Here is a 22,658-nt window from a genome sequence, read left to right on the forward strand (position 1 = left end):
TTCTAAAGTTGTATTGTCATTCTTAAGGATTCCCTTTTCACTCATTATACATTCGTTTTTGGCACTTCTTCTTCATCGGGAACATGTAATATATTTTGCCATTTTTTATAAGGCGCACTATTTGGATCCACATACCCTTTCGCATACGAACGATCCCACAATTGTTTCATAAACATCTCTTTCTCTTTCTTTGCAACCATATCTGCACCTGTTCCGTAATAGTTTTGGAAATACAGCTCAATTTCATCAAGGAATAGCCTTAACAAATCATCAGATGTTTCTTCTAACGTCGGGTCATATTTTGCCTCACGATCATACATTAAAATCATATCTAAAATATTATGGACATGCTCTTTACGAAGCCATCTAATATCTTGAGCACCTAATACAAATGCATGTGTATATAAATGCCCACCTTGTATCATTGCCTTTTCTTGCTCTTCTTCAAACCTGGACAAGATATTTTCATAAATAAACGGATTATGAAGCAATGCTCTGTGCAACTTATAACTTTCGCTTGAAATATTTTTCCCCATCGACTGGATTAAAAAGCTACGGCCGACACCGTTATATTGATACACGAACTGCCCATCTACAGCCACTAGGCTAATCCAGCGATACATATACGCGTATAGAAGAGCACGATTACATTTATCGTAATCTAACTTTGTTTGCGTTGCATTCAAGTCTGGCATAAAGGCTGGTAAGTGCCAATATTTATCTAAATGCGGCGTCAAACTAGATTTTTTACTATTTAATTTGTTCACGCGGCGATAATACGATTGAAAGTAGTCACCTTTATCGTTCATAAAACCATTCGCAATATGCCCAGATGAAAGCTTGGGGAAATCTTGTAGCGATAATCCGTAATGAGCACGATAACAAATCACTTCAAATGGTGAAAACGCCTCGTTTACCGTATCTTTTTCTTTAAACATTTCTTGCAATAACTCTTCTTGCAATTCTTGTTTTAAAGATGGATGTACGCCCCAATATTGTAACTCTCTATGATGAGAAACTTTTGGAACGAACGGACTTGCTAAATGGAAAAGATCTTCAATTTTTTCACGAACGTATTCATCACGATCACGTTTCTTGAAATCTGCTTCTTTTCGCAATGCTTCAACGATATTAAGCTCTAGTTTGTCACGATAGCGCACTTGAAGTTCGTCATAACAATAACTCAATATATGTTCACGATAGAAGTCTTCCACCTTTTTCGACTGAATTTCTTCGGCTTTCGCATCACGACAATATTCCCCGTACAAGCTCATATAAATTTCGGACGATATATCTTTCGGTAATACACCTAAATTTAAATGTTGCTGCATATCTTGCCAAATCTTTTCTTGCAATTTCTCTTCTGCTAATACATATACATTCGTCGGGTTCGTTTTCCCCTCAAATTCCTTGCTTCGCTTTTGGATTTCAAACAATAAATTTTCACGTGTTTCGTGTAAATTATCAAAGAATCTTTCCCAATATTGGATCATTTTATCAACTGCTTGGTATAGCGATTGATACACGAGTTCTAATAACATTTCTTTACGATACTCACTTAATTTGTGGACATATTGCGTTACGATATCTTCAAATTCTTTTTTGAACAAACGTTGCTGATTATAAAACATTTTCCCGACCCAGCCTTGTTGCTGAGCAATTTCAACGCGGCGAACAGCCGTTACCGTTCCATCAATATTACTCACATTAAATTTCTTATCGTAGTTTTGAATTAAATTACGCTTTTGTTCATTATTTTCATGCAGTCGATTCATCTTCTCTACTAACTGCTTACGAATTTCATACAGCATAAAACGTGCTGCGACAGGATGAACCGGATCCGTTTTCTTTAAAAACCATGTATTTAATTGATAAGACTGTCCTTCTGATCCACTCGGTATAAAGCGGTCTGATTCGACCATGTCATATAAAAGTGTAGTAACATGCTCATGTACACGGCTCGGAATCGCATAAGCATATAAACGCACCGCATGATCAACTCTCGCTACTTCACCTTTCATTTGTTCCATCATTTTCAGTTTCGTAGCCGATATTTTACACTCATGCTGCAGGCGGTTTAATTCTTCATCTTTTTGCACTGTACGGTGTACATAGCTTTCGACAGCCTCTAAAAACAACTTAGACTTCGCAACACCGACCTTACCGCCCTCTGCCCCTTCGCGCGTCTCATTGAACATTTGTCTATAAAAAATATGGGCCTGCTCTGGACGAGTAGCAAGATGCTCTAAATCTTCTAAATAACTTTTCCCGCGCTCTGGCTTTTCACGCTGCATACCGCGCTTTACATCTTGATCATATCTTTGCTTCTTCTCTTGAAACAGTTGATCTAAATGAAGCCAAGATTCATCTAAACCTTGCACCGCCCATTTTAAAGCACAGTATTTCAAAACGTGCTCATACGGATAAATGAGCTTCGCCGTTCCTGCTCCGCAATATCTCCCTTTCCCACTCGATTCTGCCAATTGCTGAATTTGATTATCTTCTTGCGCAAAATGATTTGCAGACATTGGACTGAATAACTGTAAATAAATCGTATTTGCCATTTGCTCCATATAATCCGATAAATTGTGCAAATGGTGCCCATGTAAATTTTCATAATCATATAAGAAACAATAATTGTACGGTAAATGATGCTGCTTTATCGTATGATTTGTTCTTCCATCTTCATCCACTTGATCAGGACGATATTCTAATTCAATCGTTACGCCGCCTCGTTTGGATAATTCACCAGTCGACCCGAGCGTAATAGCGTGCAACTCTTTTAACGATGCATAACCATTCGCTTGCACAGTTTCAAACTCTTTCGCACTAACCGTTCTCGTCTTAACTAAAACATCGGGCATTAAAAACGCACCGCGAATTAAAATGTTGTGATGCTGCAATTTTTTCCGGAGCATTTCACGCAAATATAATGCGATTTGTAAAAACATCCCTGAGCCTGTTCCGCCAGCTAGTGATGTTACAATAATGACACGTACACCATATTCCGTCTGATCACTTGTAACTGGAAAAATCTTCTCGATTTCTTGCCAAAACGATGTGAGTTTATCTTCTTTCATCGCAGCACGTAGCGCTAAACGTGAAATGACACGTAACTGGCCCGCTCCTTCCGTTAACGGTTTATCAAGTATAGTCGGGTCCATTGGGAACCACTCTGGAATCGTTGGATCTCCCGCAATATACTCTCTCGGTGTTTTACTCGAGCTCGTTTGCGTCTTAAACTTCCGAATATGATCAAATTTACTCAATGTATTCACATCTGTATCAAATACATGCATCGCTACCTTTTTACGACGCTCCTCAGGTAATCTTTCATATATTTGATGTGTGACAGTACTACCGATTCCACCTAAGCCAATTAAAATTGTTGGAACTTGTAATGTCATGTGAACCACCTTCCTATTCTTGCTTGTTTGAAAAGAAGAATAAAGAGAGCCGGGCCTCCTCCGCCCCTCTTACACCCTATCTACTATTCACATTCGTACCGGTAAATCTCCTTACCATATCCTCTATCAATTACTAAAAGTTCATTTGGATACAACGTCTTATGCTCCATTCCTACCTCTTCCTCTGTTATAAACATCCCATCAATAATCATCCCAACCACTTGCGATTCTTTCGCTACAAATATAGATTTCGATCCTTTTTTCGCTATTAATGTTACAGATTGCACAGTCTTTCTTTCTGCTCGGAATGGAATGCCAAAATAGTGCTTCCACCATTTATTTTTAAGTAACTCTGGTTCAGATTGATAAAGCCAATCTTTCGCTACTTCTTGATCCCATTCGTAATATAGTAATGCTTTCCGATGAAATCTCGGACGAACAATCCATCCTAAAATAATAATTCCTACTATTAAAAGTAATAAAGTGATAGGAATTACAAATTTAAAAATGAGCGCATACTTCTCAAAAAACGGCGCATTTTCAATGTGCAGTACGATCTTTTCCTTTACTTCTTGTAATGTTGAATCATTGATCGTGATGGTAGCCTCTACGGTGCCGGTATCTGTAAAATTGAATGTGTCGGAGTAATAAGGTCGAGGATAAACATAAACTTGACTACCATGCTGTTTTAATTCATAGTTGATCGATTGATTCGATGTGACACCAGTAGATTTTAATAGTTTCTTTACAGCCTCTTCTGTCATCGGTTTACCATTTAACTGGGGCTGTAAAATAAATGGTTTACTATTTTCTAAATTTGTTACCTTTTCTTCATAATCTTTCGTAACAGCTTGAAGTGTTAATTTTGGTTTTTCAGCTGGTTCAATCTTGAATTCTTTCGTCTGTCTATAAAATCCCTTTATATTCATATGGACTTTCCCGCGTACTAACGCTTTACCAACCTGTGTCTCGTAATAAAACACATGTCTTTTATCATCCCACTTCATCGGATACTGCTTTCCATCTATTTCTACTTCTGCTTCGAAATAAGAAGTTTGAATTGGTAATTCAGTAGGTTTCGCTTCAATAACAGCTGTCACACCTTCATACATTTTCTCAACATTTTTTCTATCTTTATCATCTTTGTCGTACGTAGAAACAGTATAATTAAGCGCTGGTTCAACAAGTACTTGTAATCCCTCTTTCTCAATGTCCTGATCCACTTCTATCGTATATGTCCCTGGCTTAATCACTTCCTGGTTCGCTGTACTTACATGCACTATATTTCCGAATAATTTAGCTTCTCCTGGTGCATGTATAGAAAAAGAAGACTGCAATTGTAACGGTTTGGAAAGTTGCATAACTTTATAATTAGACAAAGAAGGTGATTGTCGTACAAGCGTCATACGCTTTAATGGAAACGGTGTTGTAATCTCTACTTTTTTCCCTACTATTTTCGTTTTGACAATCGACTCAACAGAAGAAAATGGATCACGATTTGCAACTAATGCTGCCACTTGATTCACACTTTGTACAATACCATCCTCACCGCTAGACGGCATGACAACTCCATTCATTTCTTTTTTCCAAATCTCTTTAAACGTATTTAACTGCTCTTTTTCTTGCTGCCCTAAATCCTCTTCCATCGTGATTAAGACTGGGTGTAAAGAGATCTTTTTAGAATCCATCTCTTTCTTAAACTGTGCTAACTTCTGTGTAATTTGTTCTTTTCCGCCAATCTTATCTTTCTCCAAATCATTAAATGCCCCGTCAGTTAATACAATAAGCCAAAATTCACGTTTCCCATCTATATCTGCTTCCTTCTCTATAGATTGCATCGCCGTTTCTACTGCGCTAAATGGAGTATTTAAATATGTTTTCCACGCGCCGATTCCATTAATTTCTGTTTGCCTTTGATCCTTTGTTAACGAAATGTTTAACGGATCATTTGGCTTACTCATTGGAACGTAAGAAAATTTATCTTTCTCATCTAATAGCGCAACTAAACTTTGCAAGGCGTAATTGGCATACTTCCAGCGATCGTTATTTCTCATGCTGCCCGAATCATCATATACAAGTGAAACGACCCTTTCCTTCGCCTCCTCTCCTTTTGCAAAAACTGAAAAAGGTAAACATATAAATAGAAACAACATGAACGTGGCACAAATTCGAATTTTCATGATGAGGCTTCGCCACCTTTGTAGACAAATTCCTATGTTTAAATTTATGAGGGGAAACAAGATATATGACTTGTATTTTAGGACAACGAACGAACCATAACTTTATTATGTAAATAGATATATAACTTGGTAATATTCCTTCTAGCATTTTCTATCCAATTATATAAGTAAAAAAGCCTGTTTAAGCTCCACCCTTAAAACAGACTTTTCCTACTTTTAAAATTAAAAACTCCTAACAAAAAGTTTGATTTTTAATTAGCACATCACTTCAATTGTATATCCTCCAGGTGCTTCGACATAAAACGTATACGCATGTGCATGTTTAGGCGGTTCGACTGAAAATCCGTCTTCCTTCAATCTTTGATTAATTTTATTAACTTGTTCTTCATTTTCTTGTGGAAATCCTACATGAAATGTTTTCGGATAATGAACTTCTTTCCCTTTCATTAAAGTTAATATAAACCCATCATTATCCCGCAAAACCGCAAAGGCATTCCCCCTTGTTCCACTACAAGTTAAACTAAAATATTTTTCTAAAAACTCTCTAGCAGCTGTTACATCTATAACTGTTAAATTAAGATGATTAATTTTCAATTCACTCGCCTTCTTTCTTAATTTTCTAACATTTTATCATATAAATAAAAAACACGCCTTTCACAGCGTGTTTCATTGCTTCACATATACCTCAACAATTGGATTATCTTTATTATCTGCATGTAAACGTATATTCTCTTCACCCGTATTATAAATGCTAGCTACCAGCATAACTGTTAACAAATTAGGGATTTTCCCGTCACTCCCATATTTTCGTTCAAGAGCTTCTGTATACTCGAAATCCAAATCACCCTGCACATATGTATACACTTCAAAACCATCTTCCAAATTACAAACTACTGTATCTATAATATCCGCTCCTACTTGCTTCTTCATTTCACCTCGCAATGCTTCTATAAATTCTTCCCAAGGAACTTCGTACGTCTGAAATTGATCTGTAGATTTCATTTCATTTCCTCCTCACTATATATCCTGTTCGTATATTTCCCCTTTCCTATAACAATTATGATAGATAGGTCATTCGTACAAGCCGCACTTGTCCCCCTTACATATCGTATTACTGTAATGGGGGAAGGAGGAAAGAACATGCATAGACAAAAATGTTATAATACATGCCAACGTTATTTCGGAAAAGTTGTTCGAATTGAAGATCGTGATGGTCATATCCATTTAGGAAAAATAATAGACGTGACAAATGATTCTGTTTGGATTGAGCCAGTACAGCAGCGTTCATCTTTTGATACAGGATTTGGATACCATGGCGCATATTCAAACGGCGGATGTGATATTTGCGGCGGTCTTAGCAGATGTGATAACTGTGGATTTGGATGTGGTGGTGGATTCGATGGTGGATTCGGTGGTGGATTCGGTGGCTGCGGATGTGGCCGTCGTGGTTGCGGCGGTTGTGGCTTTGGCGGTGGCTGGGGCCTTGAACTCGGATTTGGCTTTATTTTTGGAATTACTTTGGCTGCATTATTTTTCATCTAATATAGTAAAGAGTTGACTATCTTTAGCCAACTCTTTTTCTATTTTTCACATATAAAAATCCGATGCCCTAAAATATGTTGATACATAAGCAGTACTTGTTCGTGTTGCACCCACGCCTCATACAATTCTTCCGGAATAAACGGTGATACATTCCACTCTGGCTCTTCCACATGTCCTGCAACTGTTTCTGCAATAGTTCCGCCACCCGCAATTGTAATTCTTTTAAAATTTGCTGCTTGAAATAAATGAATCCACTCATTCTCAGTTAATAATTCTTTCATACCGTATAACTGTCCAATCTTTTCCTCCTCTTTCTTCTCAATATGTTTTTCTGTAATCATTTCAATGACAACAAGTCTCCCATCCTTTTGTAATACACGATAACATTCCGAAATAACCTTTTCTTTATTTGTAAAAGCGAGTATAGATTCTCCAAGTACAAGCTCAAAATAATCATTTAAACACGGTAACCCTTCTACATCGCCTTGAATCAATTGTATATTTAAACCATCAAACAACCATCTATCTTTCGCTTTTTGAATCATAATTTCATTCTTTTCAACCGCTGTCACTTTATAACCCAATTCTTTTGTCATATACGCCGCTGTTTTCCCAGTGCCGCAACCTATCTCAAGAACATTTGCTCCGTGTCTAAGTGGCACTTGAGATAGCAATTGCTTCGTTAACGTAAAACCACCAGGATGAGCACTCCCTATTCCGTAATAAGCTAGAAAATCGATGTATGTGTTTCGTTTCATGAGATTCTCCTTTGAGTTTTCTATAATACATATATTCATCCATAAAAAAATAGTGCACAGAAAAATAAGCATTTTCAAGTGCTATAATACCGCAACTTGAAAATGCTTTTTTCTTTTATTATTTCTCTTCTACATACGCCCATTTGAAACTATATTCCGGACTAATATTATGTTTCACAATTCCCTTTACATTTGGTTGCATAACATATGCTTTAGCACTTTGATATAAAGGTACAAGCGCTACATCTTCTTCAAGTAACAATTTCTCTGCCTTCCCTAACTCTGCCCAACGTTTTTTTGCATCAGCCATCCATTCTGTCTTACTTTTATCAATAATGTCATCATATTTTGAATTTGAGTAGCTCATTTGGTTCTGAGAATTCTTTGTTTCAAACATATCAAGGTACGTCATCGGATCCGCATAATCCGGATTCCAGCCGCCATATGAGAAATCATAATCTTGATCTGATTCTAATTTTAGTTTTTGCTTAAATGGTTGAAGTTTAATATTTACTGTTACACCTTTTAGATTCTTTTCAATTTGATCTTTCACGTACTCCCCAACTTTTTTCGCATTACCAGTATCATAATTTAATAATTCAATTGTCACTTGATCTTTTCCAAGTTCTTTTTTCGCTTCTTCCCAAGCTGCTGCTGCCTTTTTGGAATCTTGTTTTAAACCATTCTTGAATGTTTCTGCGAAATCTTTACCGTCTGGTCCACTTGCTAAACCTTTTGCTACTAAGTAATCAACTGGTTTTGAACCATCATTTAAAATTACATTAGTTAAACCCTTCTTATCAACCGATAATGCAATTGCTTCACGTAATTTTTTGCTCTTTAACGGTGTATCTTGCCCACCACGTTTTTGATTTAGACGTAAGTAAAACGTACTTGTTTCCGAATATGCTCCAAACTCATCTTTTTTATTTCTATACTTATCAACGAATTCTCCAGATAAAAGTGCAAAATCAATTGCACCTGTATCATATAAATTCACCCTAGTAGCTGCTTCTTTTACTACACTATAATTAATTTCTTCTAATTTCACTGTCTTTTTATCCCAATACTGATCATTTTTCTTCAACTTCCAACCTTGCTCATGTTTCCAATCAGTAAGCACAAATGGACCGTTATAAACTGTTGTATCGGACTCTAAACCGTATTTCTTCCCTTTTTCTTTTACAAACTTTTCATTTAACGGATAGTATGATGCAAATGCCATTAAGTTCAAGAAATATGGTACCGGTCTGTCTAATTCAACTTCAAGCGTATAATCATCAACTGCTTTTACGCCTAACGTAGAAACTTCTGCTTTCCCTTGATTAATTGCTTCTGCATTTTTAAGATAGTAAGCAATAAATGCATACTCAGCAGCTGTTTGTGGATCTACTAGACGTTGCCATGCAAATACGAAATCTTTCGCCGTTACAGGATCACCGTTTGACCATTTTGCATCTTTACGTAATTTGAATGTATATTTTTTACCATCCTCGCTTTTTGTACTAGATTCTGCTACAGCTGGGATTGGCTTATTATCTTTATCAAGGCGATATAAACCTTCCATTGTATTCCCCAAAATTTGCGAGCCAAGTGTATCTGTATTTTTTGAAGTATCCATCGTCGGAATTTCATTCGTTTCTGTACGATTTAACACTTGCTTTGCCGCATATTTAATATCGGATTTCTTCTCTTCCCCACCATTATTAGACGTCGTAGTCGTTTTCTTTTCCCCACCGGAAGACCCAGAACATGCTGTTAACGCCATACTCATCGCTAATACTGGCGCTACAACCGCCGTGAACTTTTTCATCTTTTTCTTCATTCTTGTACCCTCCCCAATTATATGTACGCTACTAACTTTTAGAGATTTCTACCAACTTTATTTATCAGAAAATTCTTATTAATTAATATTCTACTATTTTTTTCAGTTTTGTAAAGTATTTTTAAGAATATTCTAAAAGTTTATTTTTTTTATGATAGTAACTTGCTATTTTACTATTACTACTATATGAATTATCCCCCATCTACTATATGTAAACATACCTCCTCTTATTCTTCTCTATTACTAAGTTCTATATTTTTCTCATCAATATGAACTCTCTGCTATCATTTATCTATCCAATTGTTGAACTCTTTTCTAATTTCCTACAGTAGAATTTTAAAAGAAACCTCAACATTTCTCAAAATTTCCATGTGCCTTGTTCTCCTATTCATACAAAAAAGCATTTCAAAAGCAGCTTAGCCACTTTTAAAATGCCTCTATATTATTTTTTCCCGCCATCCTCAGTTACATACGCCCACTTAAAGCTATATTCTGGACTGATGTTATGTTTAACGACGCCTTTTACATTCGGTTTCATTACATATGATCTTCCTGTTTGATATAAAGGAACTAATCCTGCATCTTCTTCAAGGAATAATTTTTCTGCTTTTCCTAACGCTTCCCAACGCTTCTTCGGATCAGATAATAATTCATTACCTGCTTTTTGCACCATTTCATCGTATTTCGGATTCGAATAACTCATTTGGTTATATGGGCTCTTCGATTCAAACATATCAATAAATGTCATTGGATCCGCATAATCTGGGCTCCAGCCTGCATAAGAGATTTCATAATCTTGCGCTGACTCTAATTTTAATTTTTGTTTGAACGGCTGAATTTTCGTATTAATCGTTACACCTTTTAAATTTTTCTCAATTTGATCTTTAACATAATCAGCAATCTTTTTCGCAGTTCCATCATCATAGCTTAGTAATTCAATTGTAACTTGATCTTTTCCAAGTTCCTTTTTCGCTTCTTCCCATGCAGCTGCTGCTTTTTTCGTATCTTGTTTCAGACCATTTTTAAACGTATCTTGGTAATCTTTACCGTCAGGTCCTGTCGCAAGCCCTTTTGGAACCAATTGATCTGTTGCTTTGGATCCATTATTTAAAATAACGTTTGCTAAGCCCTTTTTATCAACTGATAAAGCAATTGCTTCACGCAGTTTTTTGCTCTTTAACGGTGTATCCTGTCCGTTACGCTTTTGATTTAAACGTAAGAAGAATGTACTTGATTCTGCATACTCACCGTACTCATCTTTATTCGATTTATATTTATCTACAAACTCTCCTGATAGTAGTGTGAAATCAATTGATCCTGTATCATATAAATTTACTTTTGTAGCCACTTCTTTTACAACGCTGTAATTAATTTCTTCTAATTTCACAGTCTTATTATCCCAATATTTATCATTTTTCTTCAGCTGCCATCCTTGTTCATGTTTCCATGAAGACATAACGAATGGTCCGTTATACACCGTTGTATCTGCTTCTAAACCAAACTTATCTCCTTTTTCTTTTACAAACTTTTCATTTAATGGATAGTATGACGGGAATGCTAATAAGTTTAAGAAATATGGTACTGGTTTTTCTAATTCTACTTCAAGTGTATAATCATCTACCGCTTTTGCACCTAATTCCGTTGCAGGTTTTTCACCTTTATTAATTGCCTCTGCATTTTTAATATAGTAGGCAATAAACGCATATTCTGCAGCTGTGTTTTTATCAAGTAAGCGCTGCCATCCGTATACGAAATCTTTCGCTGTTACAGGATCTCCATTTGACCATTTCGCATCTTTACGCAGTTTAAACGTATATTTTTTACCATCTTCGCTTTTCGTACTTGATTCTGCAGCAGCTGGAATAGGCTTATTATCTTTATCAAGACGATATAACCCTTCCATTGTGTTCCCTAAAATTTGTGCCCCTAACGTATCAGTGGATTTAGAAGTGTCCATCGTCGGAATTTCTTGGTTTTCCGTACGATTTAATACTTGCTTCGCTGCATATTTAATATCAGATTTTTTTTCTTCCCCACTATTAGATGTAGTAGTCGTTTTCTTCTCTCCACCTGACCCAGAGCACGCTGTCAATGCAACGCTCATCGCTAAAACTGGTACTACAACTGCTGTTAACTTTTTCATCTTTTTTCTCTTCATTTTTATACCCTCCCCAATTATATGTACAATACCAACCCTTGAGAGACCCCTTGCTAAGGATTTACTTTTCAGAAAATTATAACTAATATTATTCTACTCTATTTTCCGCGTTTGTAAATAGTTTTATTTTAAATATTCAGATTTTTCCTTCGTAATTTAGTATGATTTATCCCTCATCTACTGTATTTACATACTATACCCCTTATTCTTCTCTATTTAATTACACTAAAAAAAGCATTCCAAAAGTAGATTAGCTACTTTTGGAATGCTTTTTTAAATTCTATTATTTCCCGTCTTTCTCGGTTACATAAGCCCATTTAAAGCTATACTCTGGACTAATATTATGGTGAACAATGCCTTTTATATTTGGTTGTAAAACGTAAGCATCTCCACGTTGGTATATAGGTACAAGCGCTACATCCTCTTCAAGTAATAATTTCTCTGCTTTTCCTAGTTCTTCCCAACGTTTTTTCGCTTCATTCGTTAATTCACCGCCCGCTTTTTTGATCATTTCATCATATTTCGGATCAGAGAAGCTCATTTGGTTATGAGAATGCTTAGAATCAAACATATCTAAGAATGTCATTGGATCTGCATAGTCAGGTCCCCAGCCAGCAAACGAAATATCATACTCTTGCTCAGTTTCTAATTTTAGTTTTTGCTTGAATGGCTGAAGTTTAATATTTACTGTTACACCTTTTAAATTTTTCTCAATTTGATCTTTTATATATTCTCCAACTTTTTTCGCATTACCAGTATCGTAGTTTAAAAATTCAATCGTAACTTGATCTTTGCCAAGCTCTTTTTTCGCTTCTTCCCATGCTGCAGCTGCCTTTTTGGAGTCTTGTTTCAGACCATTTTTAAATGTCTCTTGGAAGTCTTTACCGTCTGGTCCAGTTGCTAAACCTTTTGGTACTAAGAAATCAGCAGGTTGTGAGCCATCATTTAAAATAACAGTTGCTAAATTCTTTTTATCAATTGATAACGCAATTGCTTCACGTAATTTTTTGCTCTTTAACGGTGTATCTTGTCCACCACGTTTTTGATTCAGACGGATGAAATACGTACTCACTTGTGAATATGTTCCAAACTCATCTTTCTTATTTCTATATTTATCGACAAACTCACCATTTAATAATGCAAAGTCAACTTGACCGCTATCATATAAATTCACACGAGTTGCTTGCTCTTTTACAACGCTATAGTTAATTTCATCTAATTTTACAGTCTTTTTATCCCAATATTGATCATTTTTCTTCAACTTCCAACCTTGCTCATGTTTCCAGTCAGTAAGAACGAACGGTCCATTATAAACTACTGTATCAGATTCTAAACCGTATTTATCCCCTTTTTCTTTTACAAATTTTTCATTTAGTGGATAATACGATGGAAATGCTACTAAGTTTAAAAAGTACGGTACCGCTTGCTCTAATTCAACTTCAAGCGTATAATCATCCAACGCTTTCGCTCCTAATTCAGTTACAGGTTTTTCTCCTTTATTAACCGCTTCTGCATTTTTTAGTGGGAATGCGATAAACGCATACTCAGCAGCTGTTTTCGGATCTAATAGACGTTGCCATGCATATACGAAATCTTTCGCAGTTACTGGATCACCATTTGACCATTTTGCATCTTTACGTAGTTTAAATGTATATTTTTTACCATCTTCACTTTTCGTACTAGATTCCGCGGCAGCTGGAGTTGGCTTATTATCTTTATCTAGGCGATACAAACCTTCCATTGTATTTCCTAAAATTTGCGAACCAAGTGTATCCGTATTTTTCGAAGTATCCATCGTTGGAATTTCATTTGTTTCTGTTCGATTTAACACTTGTTTTGCCGCTAATTTCCCCTCTGACTTGCTATCTCCACTTGAGTTTGTGCTTGTCTTTTTATCTCCGCCTGATGTAGAACATGCTGTTAGTGCCATGCTCATTGCTAAAACCGGTACTACAACTGCTGTTAGTTTTTTCATTTTTTTCTTTTTCATTTTTGTACCCTCCCTAATTCTAAACGATAGCTATTTAAGAATTTTCTGATAATTCTGTTTTTCTTTATATATTTATCAGACGATTCTTACTACTTCTTATTCTACTAATTTTTTAAAATTTGTAAAGTGTTATTATTGAAAATTATTAAAAAATTATTTTCTTACAGTAATATTCATAAAAATTCCATATAGTTTTTTTACATTGTTTTTTATCGTTACATATACACTAATTTAATAGTGTTAATGATACTTCCCAATAAATAGACTGTAGATTATCGTTAATAAATAATGTATATTTTAGAAATCTCTTTCCTACAAAAACGAAAAAAGCCCACTTTCTCAGTGGACTTTCTAATTTACAACGGTAAATCCCTCTTCCTAAACACTACAATTGCTACTATGAAAATACTAAGCGCTCCAGCAGTTAAGCCTATACTTACTGGCCATATATTATATGTTCCTTCAGCAATTTCTTTCGGACGAAACAATGTAAATAAAGATATATTTCTCATCCATTCTAACTTATCACTTAATTTCCCTACCATATCTAATACGAAAAATAAGATTGTTAAACTGGCTGAGTAGCTAAGTGCCTTTCTTTCATCATTACATATACAAGAAAAGAAAAATGAATAGGCACTAATTACTAAAAATATAAGCCCTCCAACTACATTTATTTTCAAAAATAATTCTTTATTTAAGTTATTATCTTTTAAAAACCAATCTGCACCTAATATACCAGCTACATAAGTAACAATTACAATTATTAATAGCCCCAATATGAGAACAGTAGCTTGTGTAATTACAATTTGCACCCTGGATACAGGTGTTGCTAATAAATATGCCATCGCCCCTTTATCTACATGACGAGCAATTAAATGCGTTGCAACCGTGACGCAAAAAATTGTTAAAATGATAATGAACAACAGGCTATAATATTCACCAGCTAAAAAATCCATTACATTTTGAATTGGGCTTTCCATTCCAACGATTTTTTTTACACTATCAGGCATGGCACTTATTAATTCATTTAACCCTTTCGCTGATACCATCGATGGGAATATCCAAATTAATAGCCATAAATAAAGAACTGCACCAGTCGCATAACTCAAAATACTTTTTTGTGTTTCTTTCAAACTAGCTAAAAATAATTGTTTATTCATGCTTTATCCCTTCTTTCTTATCGTAATAATGCATAAATAAATGTTCTAAATCCATTGCTCTTGTTTGAAGTGCAGTTACATTATATTTTGAAAGTATTTGTAAAACAGTTTGATAGTTTCCTTGCACAATAATTGATGCTGTTTTCCCTTTCACAGCCTCGAATTGTAAATTTGATTGTGTAAGTGACTCAATTTCTTCTTGCGCTGATACTGTTACATCTATCACCTGTCGTCTCATTTCTTGTAAATCATGAATATTTTCAACTGTTACAAGGCAACCATCTTTAATAATCGCTACTCTGTCACAAGTTCTCTCAATTTCAGTGAAAATATGCGATGACATAAGAATCGTTTTCCCTCTTTGCTTTTCTTCTAATATTAAATCTATAAATATTTGCTGCATAAGTGGATCGAGTCCTGATGTCGGTTCATCTAAAATTAGCACTTCTGGATCATGCATAAATGCCGCAACTATACCTACTTTTTGTTTCATTCCTTTAGACATTTTTCGAATTGGTGTTTTCACATCGAATTGCAGACGCTCTATCAAGTCATCACGTCTCTTCGTTTCCTTTAACCCACGCATTCCTTGCATCAAATTTAAAAATTCTAATCCATTCATTCCTTCAATAAAAGAAATTTCTCCTGGTAAATAGCCAACTTCTCTTTGAATTTTCGCAGCATCTTCCCAACAATCTAATCCGAAAATTGTCGCTTTACCAGCCGTCGGTTTTATAAATCCCATTAAATTACGAATCGTTGTTGATTTCCCAGCACCATTTGGTCCTAAGTAGCCAAAAACTTCCCCTTCTTTCACTTCAAATGTAATATCAAACAAGCCTTTTCCATTTGAAAACTGTTTTGTAACATTTTGAACTGAAATCATAAATCCACCTCATTTTTTGAAATATTTAACATGTGATATTTCAAAATTATTGTACTCCTCATCTTTCATATTCGCAACAACTTTTTGAAATATTTATATGTCCATATTTCAAAATTATTGTTTTCAATTATTTTTTCTTGTATATTTTAAATGAGGTGATTGTATTGAACGGCTTTGAAAAAGTGAAAGAAAAGAAAAAACGTGCCATTAAAGATGCGGCCTTTACATTATTTTCAGAACGCGGATTTAATGAAGTAAAAATAGAACATATTGCAAAAAAAGCAAACGTTTCTCAAGTTACAATTTATAATCATTTTGGAAGTAAAGATGCATTATTTAGGGAGCTTATACAAGAATTTATAATATCTGAATTTCAATATTATAAAGAGCTTGCGGAAGAAAAATTACCGTTTCATGATATAATGCAAAAAATGATTGTAAGAAAAATGAATACGGGCGGGTTATTTCAGCCTGATATGCTACTACAAATGATGCAAAAAGACGAAGAGCTCCGAAAATTTATTTATAGTTATCAACACGAAAAAATTCTGCCTTGGTATTTAGAAATATTAGAACAAGCACAACGCAAAAATGAAATTAATCCTCATCTTTCAAAAGAAATGATGTTACTGTACATTCAAATGTTCACTAAATTAGGTGATGATTTCGGGGCACAGCTTCTTGAAGGAGATCGAGAAAAACATATACAAGATATAGTTACGATGTTTTTTTATGGACTTTCCGTTCCGCAAAAATAAAAAAGACACATAATCGTGTCTTTTTTATTTTACCAAAATGACTCTACCAGTTTCACTACTTTCAATTGCCAATTGAATAATCCTAATAACTTCCAACCCTTCTTCTGCTGTTACAGGTGGTTTCTCACCATTTACAATACTATCTCTTACACCTTTATAATACATGTCATAACAGCCGACTTCTGTCGGAATACGTACTAACTCTTCTTCTGTTTCTAAAGTAGCAAAATTCTCTTCAGAGTCTGCTCCATAACCATTATCGCCTGGCTTCATTCCATTTTTTAATTGTTCTTCCTGTGAATCCATGCCGTATTTCACAATAGAACCTTTATCTCCATGCAGTGTAAAATGCGGTCCAGCTTGCTTTACGTAACTGCTACTATGTAAAATAACGCGCTTTACTCCGTAGTGAAGTACAACATGGAAGTAATCATCAACTTCTGCACCTGGTCGTTGTTTTATTACATCTGCGCTTATCGCATCTGGTTTCCCAAATAATGATAATGCTTGGTCAATTAAATGCGATCCTAAATCATATAATATACCTGATCCTGGTAAGTTCTTTTCTCTCCAACGATCGCGTACATGTGGGCGGAAACGATCGAAATGCGCTTCATATGCGTATACATTTCCTATTCTTTTTTCTTGTAATAATTTCTTTATCGTTAAGAAATCATTATCAAGACGACGGTTGTGATACACACTTAAAACGACATTATGTCGGTTCGCTAATGAAATAAGTTCTTCTCCTTCTTCAATTGAAACAACGAATGGTTTTTCCACAACAACATGCTTGCCGTGTACAATTGCTTCTTTTACATATGGAAAATGGGTTGTATTCGGCGAAGTAATAACCACTAAGTCAATATCAGCTCGGTTTACTAATTCATCAATTGTACCAACAACTTCAGCATTTGGTAATGCTTGTTTCACTATTTCTTCTTTTGATGATAAAATAGCACGAATATCGTATTCTTCTATCGTTTGTAATAACGGGATGTGAAATGTTGTACTAGAAAATCCAAATCCTACAATCCCTACACCTATTTTTTTCATATTGCCCCTCCATTTATCCCGCTTTAACGGGCAGTAAGATTCCTACCTCAAAATTCAGCGAAAGCAAAGAAATTAGGTAAGGAATCAACTGCTCGTAAAAGCCCGATTGGTTCAACTAATAATCAGTGGGGATAAAGAAAATCCCCACTGATTAAAGTTTCACTTTATGAGAACGATTTCATCTCATTATTATAACAAGATTATTTTTATATACATAATGATTTGCTTAGAAAAAAGCATCTTGCTATCATTCATAGCAAGATGCTCCCTTTATCCCGCATTAACGCGCAGTAAGACTCCCACCTCAAAATAAGGGGAATGCGAGGGATTTAGGCGTGAGACCAACTGCCCGTAAAAGCCCGATTGGTGAAGGCTAATAATCAGTGGGGGATGGAAAAACCCCCCACTGATTAAAGTTTCACTTTATTCCGTTCTTTTCTTTGTCCACGTTTCAATTACTTCACCAGTATCATTAACATCTAGTACTAAACTACCATTACTATACCGGTCTTTATTTCGAAACGCTTTCGGATCAATTTCTTCTACAATGTGTTTCTCTGTCTTCATGTAAACTAATTCATCATCTCGAACTATTTCAATACCGACAATGCGGTACGGATTACGTTTTAACTCTTTAAAAATTACAAGGCCTCGCTTCGCCCTCGTTGATTTCTCAATTTCCGATGCCTTTATACGTTTCACAGCACCTCGCTGCGTAACGAGAATAAGTTGATCTTTTTCACCATTTAACGGTTTACCAGAAGCAACATAGTCATCTTCTTTTAAATTAATTGCTTTCACACCAGCTGCTCTGACACCAACTGGACTTACTTCTTCTTCATTGAATACAAGTGCATATGCACCATGTGTTGCAAGAACAATATCACTTGTCCCATCTGTCGCAAATATATCAACAACTTCATCATCTTTTTTCAAGTTTACAGCAACGAATGCCCGTGAATAACGCTGCACTTTATATTGGTTTAATTCTGTTTTCTTAATCATACCGTTTCGTGTAACAAATACGATAAATCGTTTTTCTGCTTCAAAATTCGGTACGACTGTTGCCCAAATTAACGATTCATCTCGCTCGAGTGAAACAAGATTCGCAACGTGTTGACCTAAATCTTTCCAACGAATTTCTGGCATTTCATACACAGGAAGATAAATATAATTTCCTTTGTTCGTAAATAAAAGAACGGTTTCTGTCGTGTTTGTATCGAAACGCTCAAGTAAGATGTCACCCTCTTTCATACCGAAGTATTTCCCGTTCGATGCATTATGCGAACGCCAACCTGTTCGTTTCACATAGCCTTCTTTCGTTACAGTAACGATGACATCTTCTTGCGGAATCATAACTTCCACATCGATTTTAATTTCTTCAATTTCCTCTTCAATTATCGCACGGCGATTATCACTATATGTTTTCTTTACTCTCTTCAAATCTGTTTTAATAACTTGAAAAAGTCTTTTTTCACTTTGTAAAATTGACTGTAACTCTATAATTTTCTTACTAAGTTCCGCTGCTTCTTGCTCTAGCGCTGTAATATCTGTATTCGTTAAACGATATAATTGCAGTGAAACAATTGCTTCTGACTGCGCCTCTGTAAATCCAAATTTCGCACTTAAATTATCTTTCGCATTACGCTTATCTTTAGACCCACGGATTGTTTCAATCACTTCATCTAAAATTGATAATGCTTTCTTTAAACCTTCTACAATATGCTGACGATTTTCTGCTTTTCTTAATTCATATTGTGAGCGTCTTGTAACAACTTCTTTCTGATGTCCAATATATGCATCCAAAATCTTAGGTAATGTCATAAGTGTCGGACGACGATTATTTATCGCTACCATATTAAAGTTGTATGGAATTTGTAAATCTGTATTTTTATATAAATAATTTAAAATACCTTCAGCATTCGCTTCTTTTTTTAATTCTACAACGATACGAAGACCTGTACGATCTGTCTCATCACGTACTTCAGCAATTCCATCTAGCTTTTTATCTATACGTAATTCATCCATTTTCTTAACAAGATTCGCTTTATTTACTTCGTACGGAATTTCTGTAATAACGATTTGTTGCTTCCCGCCACGAATCGTTTCAACCTCTGCTTTTCCGCGAATAATAATTTTACCTTTACCTGTTTCATACGCTTTTTTAATGCCATCTATCCCTTGTATAATACCACCTGTAGGGAAATCTGGTCCTTTAATAACTGTTAACAAGTCATCCACAGAACTATTCGGTTGATCGATACGCATCATTGTAGCATCAATTACTTCTCCAAGATGATGCGGTGGAATTTCTGTTGCATAACCAGCGGAAATCCCTGTAGATCCGTTCACTAATAAGTTCGGGAACATTGCCGGTAATACAATAGGTTCTTCACTCGTATCATCAAAGTTTGACACGAATTCTACTGTTTCTTTATCAAGATCACGTAATAACTCAGATGCGATTGGTGATAAACGTGCTTCCGTATAACGCATTGCCGCCGCTGGATCCCCATCAACACTACCGTTATTTCCGTGCATTTCAACTAAAACATTACGTACTTTCCAAGTTTGACTTAAACGGACCATCGCCTCATATACAGAGGAATCACCATGTGGATGATAATTACCGATAACATTACCTACTGTTTTAGCTGATTTACGAAACGCTTTATCATGTACGTTTCCTTCTACATACATAGAATATAAAATGCGTCTTTGTACCGGTTTTAAACCGTCACGCGCATCTGGAAGCGCGCGGTCTTGAATAATATATTTACTATAACGTGCAAAGCGGTCACCTAACACGTCTTCAAGCGGGAGGTCATGAAACTTCTCTGCCTGCATGTTATTCCACCTCCGTCTCCATAATCATTTCATTTTCTAAAATATTTCCTTCTTCTTGCATACCAAATTGTACATTACGCTCAATCCATTTACGGCGAGGTTCTACTTTATCCCCCATCAACGTCGTAACTCGGCGCTCAGCTCTTGATGCATCGTCAATTTTCACACGGATTAACGTACGTGTTTCAGGGTTCATCGTTGTTTCCCATAATTGATCGGCATTCATTTCGCCAAGTCCTTTATAGCGCTGCAACATGTAGCCTTTACCGACCTTTTTCGTTACATCACCTAATTCTTCATCAGACCATGCATATTCAATTACTTCACTTTTCCCTTTTCCTTTACTTACTTTATATAAAGGTGGAAGTGCGATAAATACTTTACCAGCTTCAATAAGTGGTTTCATATAACGGTAGAAGAACGTCAGTAGTAACACTTGAATATGTGCTCCATCCGTATCTGCATCGGTCATAATAACAACTTTATCGTAGTTAATATCTTCAACAGCGAACTCATTCCCTACGCCGCCGCCAATTGCGTAAATAATCGTATTGATCTCTTCGTTCTTAAAAATATCAGCAAGCTTTGCTTTTTCCGTGTTAATTACTTTACCACGTAATGGTAGTACCGCTTGGAAACGACGATCTCGCCCTTGCTTTGCTGAACCACCAGCCGAGTCACCCTCTACTAAATACAATTCGTTTTTCTGAGGATTACGTGATTGTGCAGGTGTTAACTTCCCGCTTAAAGTACCTTCTGATTTTTTCTTCTTCTTACCAGTACGCGCTTCTTCTCTCGCTTTACGAGCAGCCTCACGTGCTTGTGCTGCTTTAATTGCCTTTCTCACAAGAAGTGTAGCTACATCCGGGTTTTCTTCTAAAAAGTAAGCTAAATGCTCAGATACAATTGCATCAATTGAAGAACGAGCTTCACTTGTACCTAGTTTCCCTTTCGTTTGCCCTTCAAACTGGAGTACGTCTTCTGGTACACGTACAGAAACAATCGAAGCTAATCCTTCTCGAATATCTGTACCCTCTAAATTTTTGTCTTTTTCTTTTAATAAAGAAACTTTACGAGCATACTCATTGAACACACGTGTCATTGCTGTTTTAAATCCAGCTTCGTGTGTACCACCGTCTTTTGTACGTACATTATTTACAAACGAAAGAATGTTTTCTGAGTAACCATCATTAAACTGAAACGCTAACTCTGCTTCAATTCCATTTTGCTCACCCGAGAAATATACAACTGGATGAATCGAATCTTTCTCTTCGTTTAAGTATGAAACGAAAGCCTCAATTCCTGTTTCATAATGAAACACATCTTCTAAATCATTACGTTCATCTTTTATCGAGATTTTCATTCCTTTTAATAAGAATGCAGATTCACGTAATCTCTCACATAATGTTTCATAATTATAATTTGTTGTGCTGAAAATAGTTGTATCTGGTTTGAAGTGCATCGTTGTACCAGACTCTTTCGTTTTCCCGATTTTCTCTAACGTCGTTGCAGGAGTACCACCATTTTCAAAGCGTTGTTCATAAATGCTACCATCTCGCTTAATCGTTACTACTAGCCATTCTGATAAGGCGTTTACAACTGATGCCCCAACACCGTGTAAACCACCACTCGTTTTATAGCCTCCTTGGCCAAACTTACCACCAGCATGAAGTACAGTTAAAATAACTTCAGGTGTCGGCTTTCCAAGCTTATGCATTCCCGTAGGCATTCCTCGCCCTTTATCAATTACGCTAATACTATTATCTTTATGTATTACGACAGAAATTTCGTCGCCAAATCCCGCTAATGCTTCATCAACGGAGTTATCTACTATTTCATATACTAAATGATGCAATCCACGGCTATCCGTACTCCCGATATACATACCCGGGCGTTTTCGAACGGCTTCAAGTCCTTCTAACACTTGAATTGCATCTTCATTATATTGGAACTGATGCTTCGCCAAACTCCTTGCCCCTTTCCTAATCAAATCAGAACATATGTTTCTATTATAGAATAACGCCTCGACTATAGTTTTGGCAAGTTATCTTATCTCTTTTATATACTATTTTCAATAGAAAAATCCTT

Annotated in this window: 15 protein-coding genes; 2 read left to right on the plus strand and 13 right to left on the minus strand. The window is 35.8% G+C overall.

Going from position 1 to position 22,658, the window contains the following annotated elements; translation table 11 throughout:
- Positions 1 to 44: 44 nt before the first annotated feature.
- The 4 genes from ABH957_RS06185 to ABH957_RS06200 form a co-directional block, all read right to left on the minus strand.
- Positions 45 to 3,407: a tubulin-like doman-containing protein gene (locus tag ABH957_RS06185; RefSeq protein ID WP_404444052.1), complete on the minus strand. Its 3,363-nt coding sequence runs from the start codon at positions 3,405 to 3,407 to the stop codon at positions 45 to 47.
- Between the two features lie 83 nt (positions 3,408 to 3,490).
- Complete coding sequence (locus ABH957_RS06190; RefSeq protein ID WP_404456595.1) at positions 3,491 to 5,587, minus strand: vWA domain-containing protein; 2,097 nt, start codon at positions 5,585 to 5,587, stop codon at positions 3,491 to 3,493.
- 255 nt (positions 5,588 to 5,842) lie between these two features.
- Positions 5,843 to 6,181, minus strand: a complete 339-nt coding sequence (locus tag ABH957_RS06195) for a VOC family protein (RefSeq protein WP_002087749.1) — start codon at positions 6,179 to 6,181, stop codon at positions 5,843 to 5,845.
- A gap of 72 nt (positions 6,182 to 6,253) precedes the next feature.
- Positions 6,254 to 6,589: a hypothetical protein gene (locus tag ABH957_RS06200; RefSeq protein WP_404456593.1), complete on the minus strand. Its 336-nt coding sequence runs from the start codon at positions 6,587 to 6,589 to the stop codon at positions 6,254 to 6,256.
- A 138-nt stretch (positions 6,590 to 6,727) separates the two neighbouring features.
- Here ABH957_RS06200 and ABH957_RS06205 point away from each other — a divergent pair, with 138 nt between their 5' ends.
- Positions 6,728 to 7,129, plus strand: coding sequence for a hypothetical protein (locus ABH957_RS06205; RefSeq protein WP_002087750.1), 402 nt, complete (start codon positions 6,728 to 6,730; stop codon positions 7,127 to 7,129).
- 38 nt (positions 7,130 to 7,167) lie between these two features.
- Here ABH957_RS06205 and ABH957_RS06210 read toward each other — a convergent pair whose 3' ends face one another.
- From ABH957_RS06210 to ABH957_RS06235, 6 genes are all read right to left on the minus strand, one after another.
- On the minus strand, positions 7,168 to 7,887 hold the full coding sequence (locus tag ABH957_RS06210; protein WP_404456591.1) for a class I SAM-dependent methyltransferase: 720 nt from the start codon (positions 7,885 to 7,887) through the stop codon (positions 7,168 to 7,170).
- Positions 7,888 to 8,005: 118 nt separating this feature from the next.
- A complete protein-coding gene (locus ABH957_RS06215; RefSeq protein ID WP_016092063.1) occupies positions 8,006 to 9,712 on the minus strand; it encodes a peptide ABC transporter substrate-binding protein in 1,707 nt (568 codons plus the stop codon).
- Between the two features lie 442 nt (positions 9,713 to 10,154).
- Positions 10,155 to 11,870 (minus strand): peptide ABC transporter substrate-binding protein, encoded by a 1,716-nt coding sequence (locus tag ABH957_RS06220; RefSeq protein WP_002146346.1) that lies wholly within the window; start codon positions 11,868 to 11,870, stop codon positions 10,155 to 10,157.
- A 283-nt stretch (positions 11,871 to 12,153) separates the two neighbouring features.
- Positions 12,154 to 13,860 (minus strand): peptide ABC transporter substrate-binding protein, encoded by a 1,707-nt coding sequence (locus ABH957_RS06225; RefSeq protein ID WP_002146345.1) that lies wholly within the window; start codon positions 13,858 to 13,860, stop codon positions 12,154 to 12,156.
- A gap of 356 nt (positions 13,861 to 14,216) precedes the next feature.
- Entirely contained in the window at positions 14,217 to 15,023 is an 807-nt protein-coding gene (locus tag ABH957_RS06230) for an ABC transporter permease subunit (protein WP_404456588.1), read from the minus strand.
- Positions 15,016 to 15,909 (minus strand): ABC transporter ATP-binding protein, encoded by an 894-nt coding sequence (locus ABH957_RS06235; RefSeq protein ID WP_002014324.1) that lies wholly within the window; start codon positions 15,907 to 15,909, stop codon positions 15,016 to 15,018. The genes ABH957_RS06230 and ABH957_RS06235 overlap by 8 nt, the downstream gene beginning before the upstream one ends.
- Positions 15,910 to 16,073: 164 nt before the next feature.
- Between ABH957_RS06235 and ABH957_RS06240 the strand changes: the two genes are divergently transcribed.
- Entirely contained in the window at positions 16,074 to 16,667 is a 594-nt protein-coding gene (locus tag ABH957_RS06240) for a TetR/AcrR family transcriptional regulator (RefSeq protein WP_404456586.1), read from the plus strand.
- Between the two features lie 24 nt (positions 16,668 to 16,691).
- Here the strand turns inward: ABH957_RS06240 and ABH957_RS06245 are convergent, their stop codons facing one another.
- From ABH957_RS06245 to parE, 3 genes are all read right to left on the minus strand, one after another.
- Positions 16,692 to 17,723 carry an oxidoreductase gene (locus ABH957_RS06245; RefSeq protein WP_404456584.1) on the minus strand — a complete coding sequence of 344 codons (1,032 nt, stop codon included), beginning with the start codon at positions 17,721 to 17,723 and terminating at the stop codon, positions 16,692 to 16,694.
- Positions 17,724 to 18,146: 423 nt separating this feature from the next.
- A complete protein-coding gene (gene parC / locus ABH957_RS06250; protein ID WP_404456582.1) occupies positions 18,147 to 20,570 on the minus strand; it encodes a DNA topoisomerase IV subunit A in 2,424 nt (807 codons plus the stop codon).
- 1 nt (position 20,571) lies between these two features.
- On the minus strand, positions 20,572 to 22,536 hold the full coding sequence (gene parE, locus ABH957_RS06255; protein WP_002014314.1) for a DNA topoisomerase IV subunit B: 1,965 nt from the start codon (positions 22,534 to 22,536) through the stop codon (positions 20,572 to 20,574).
- Positions 22,537 to 22,658 lie beyond the last annotated feature (122 nt).

The sequence above is a fragment of the Bacillus sp. RC242 genome (genome assembly GCF_044908245.1).
Classification (GTDB): Bacteria; Bacillota; Bacilli; order Bacillales; family Bacillaceae_G; genus Bacillus_A; species Bacillus_A mycoides.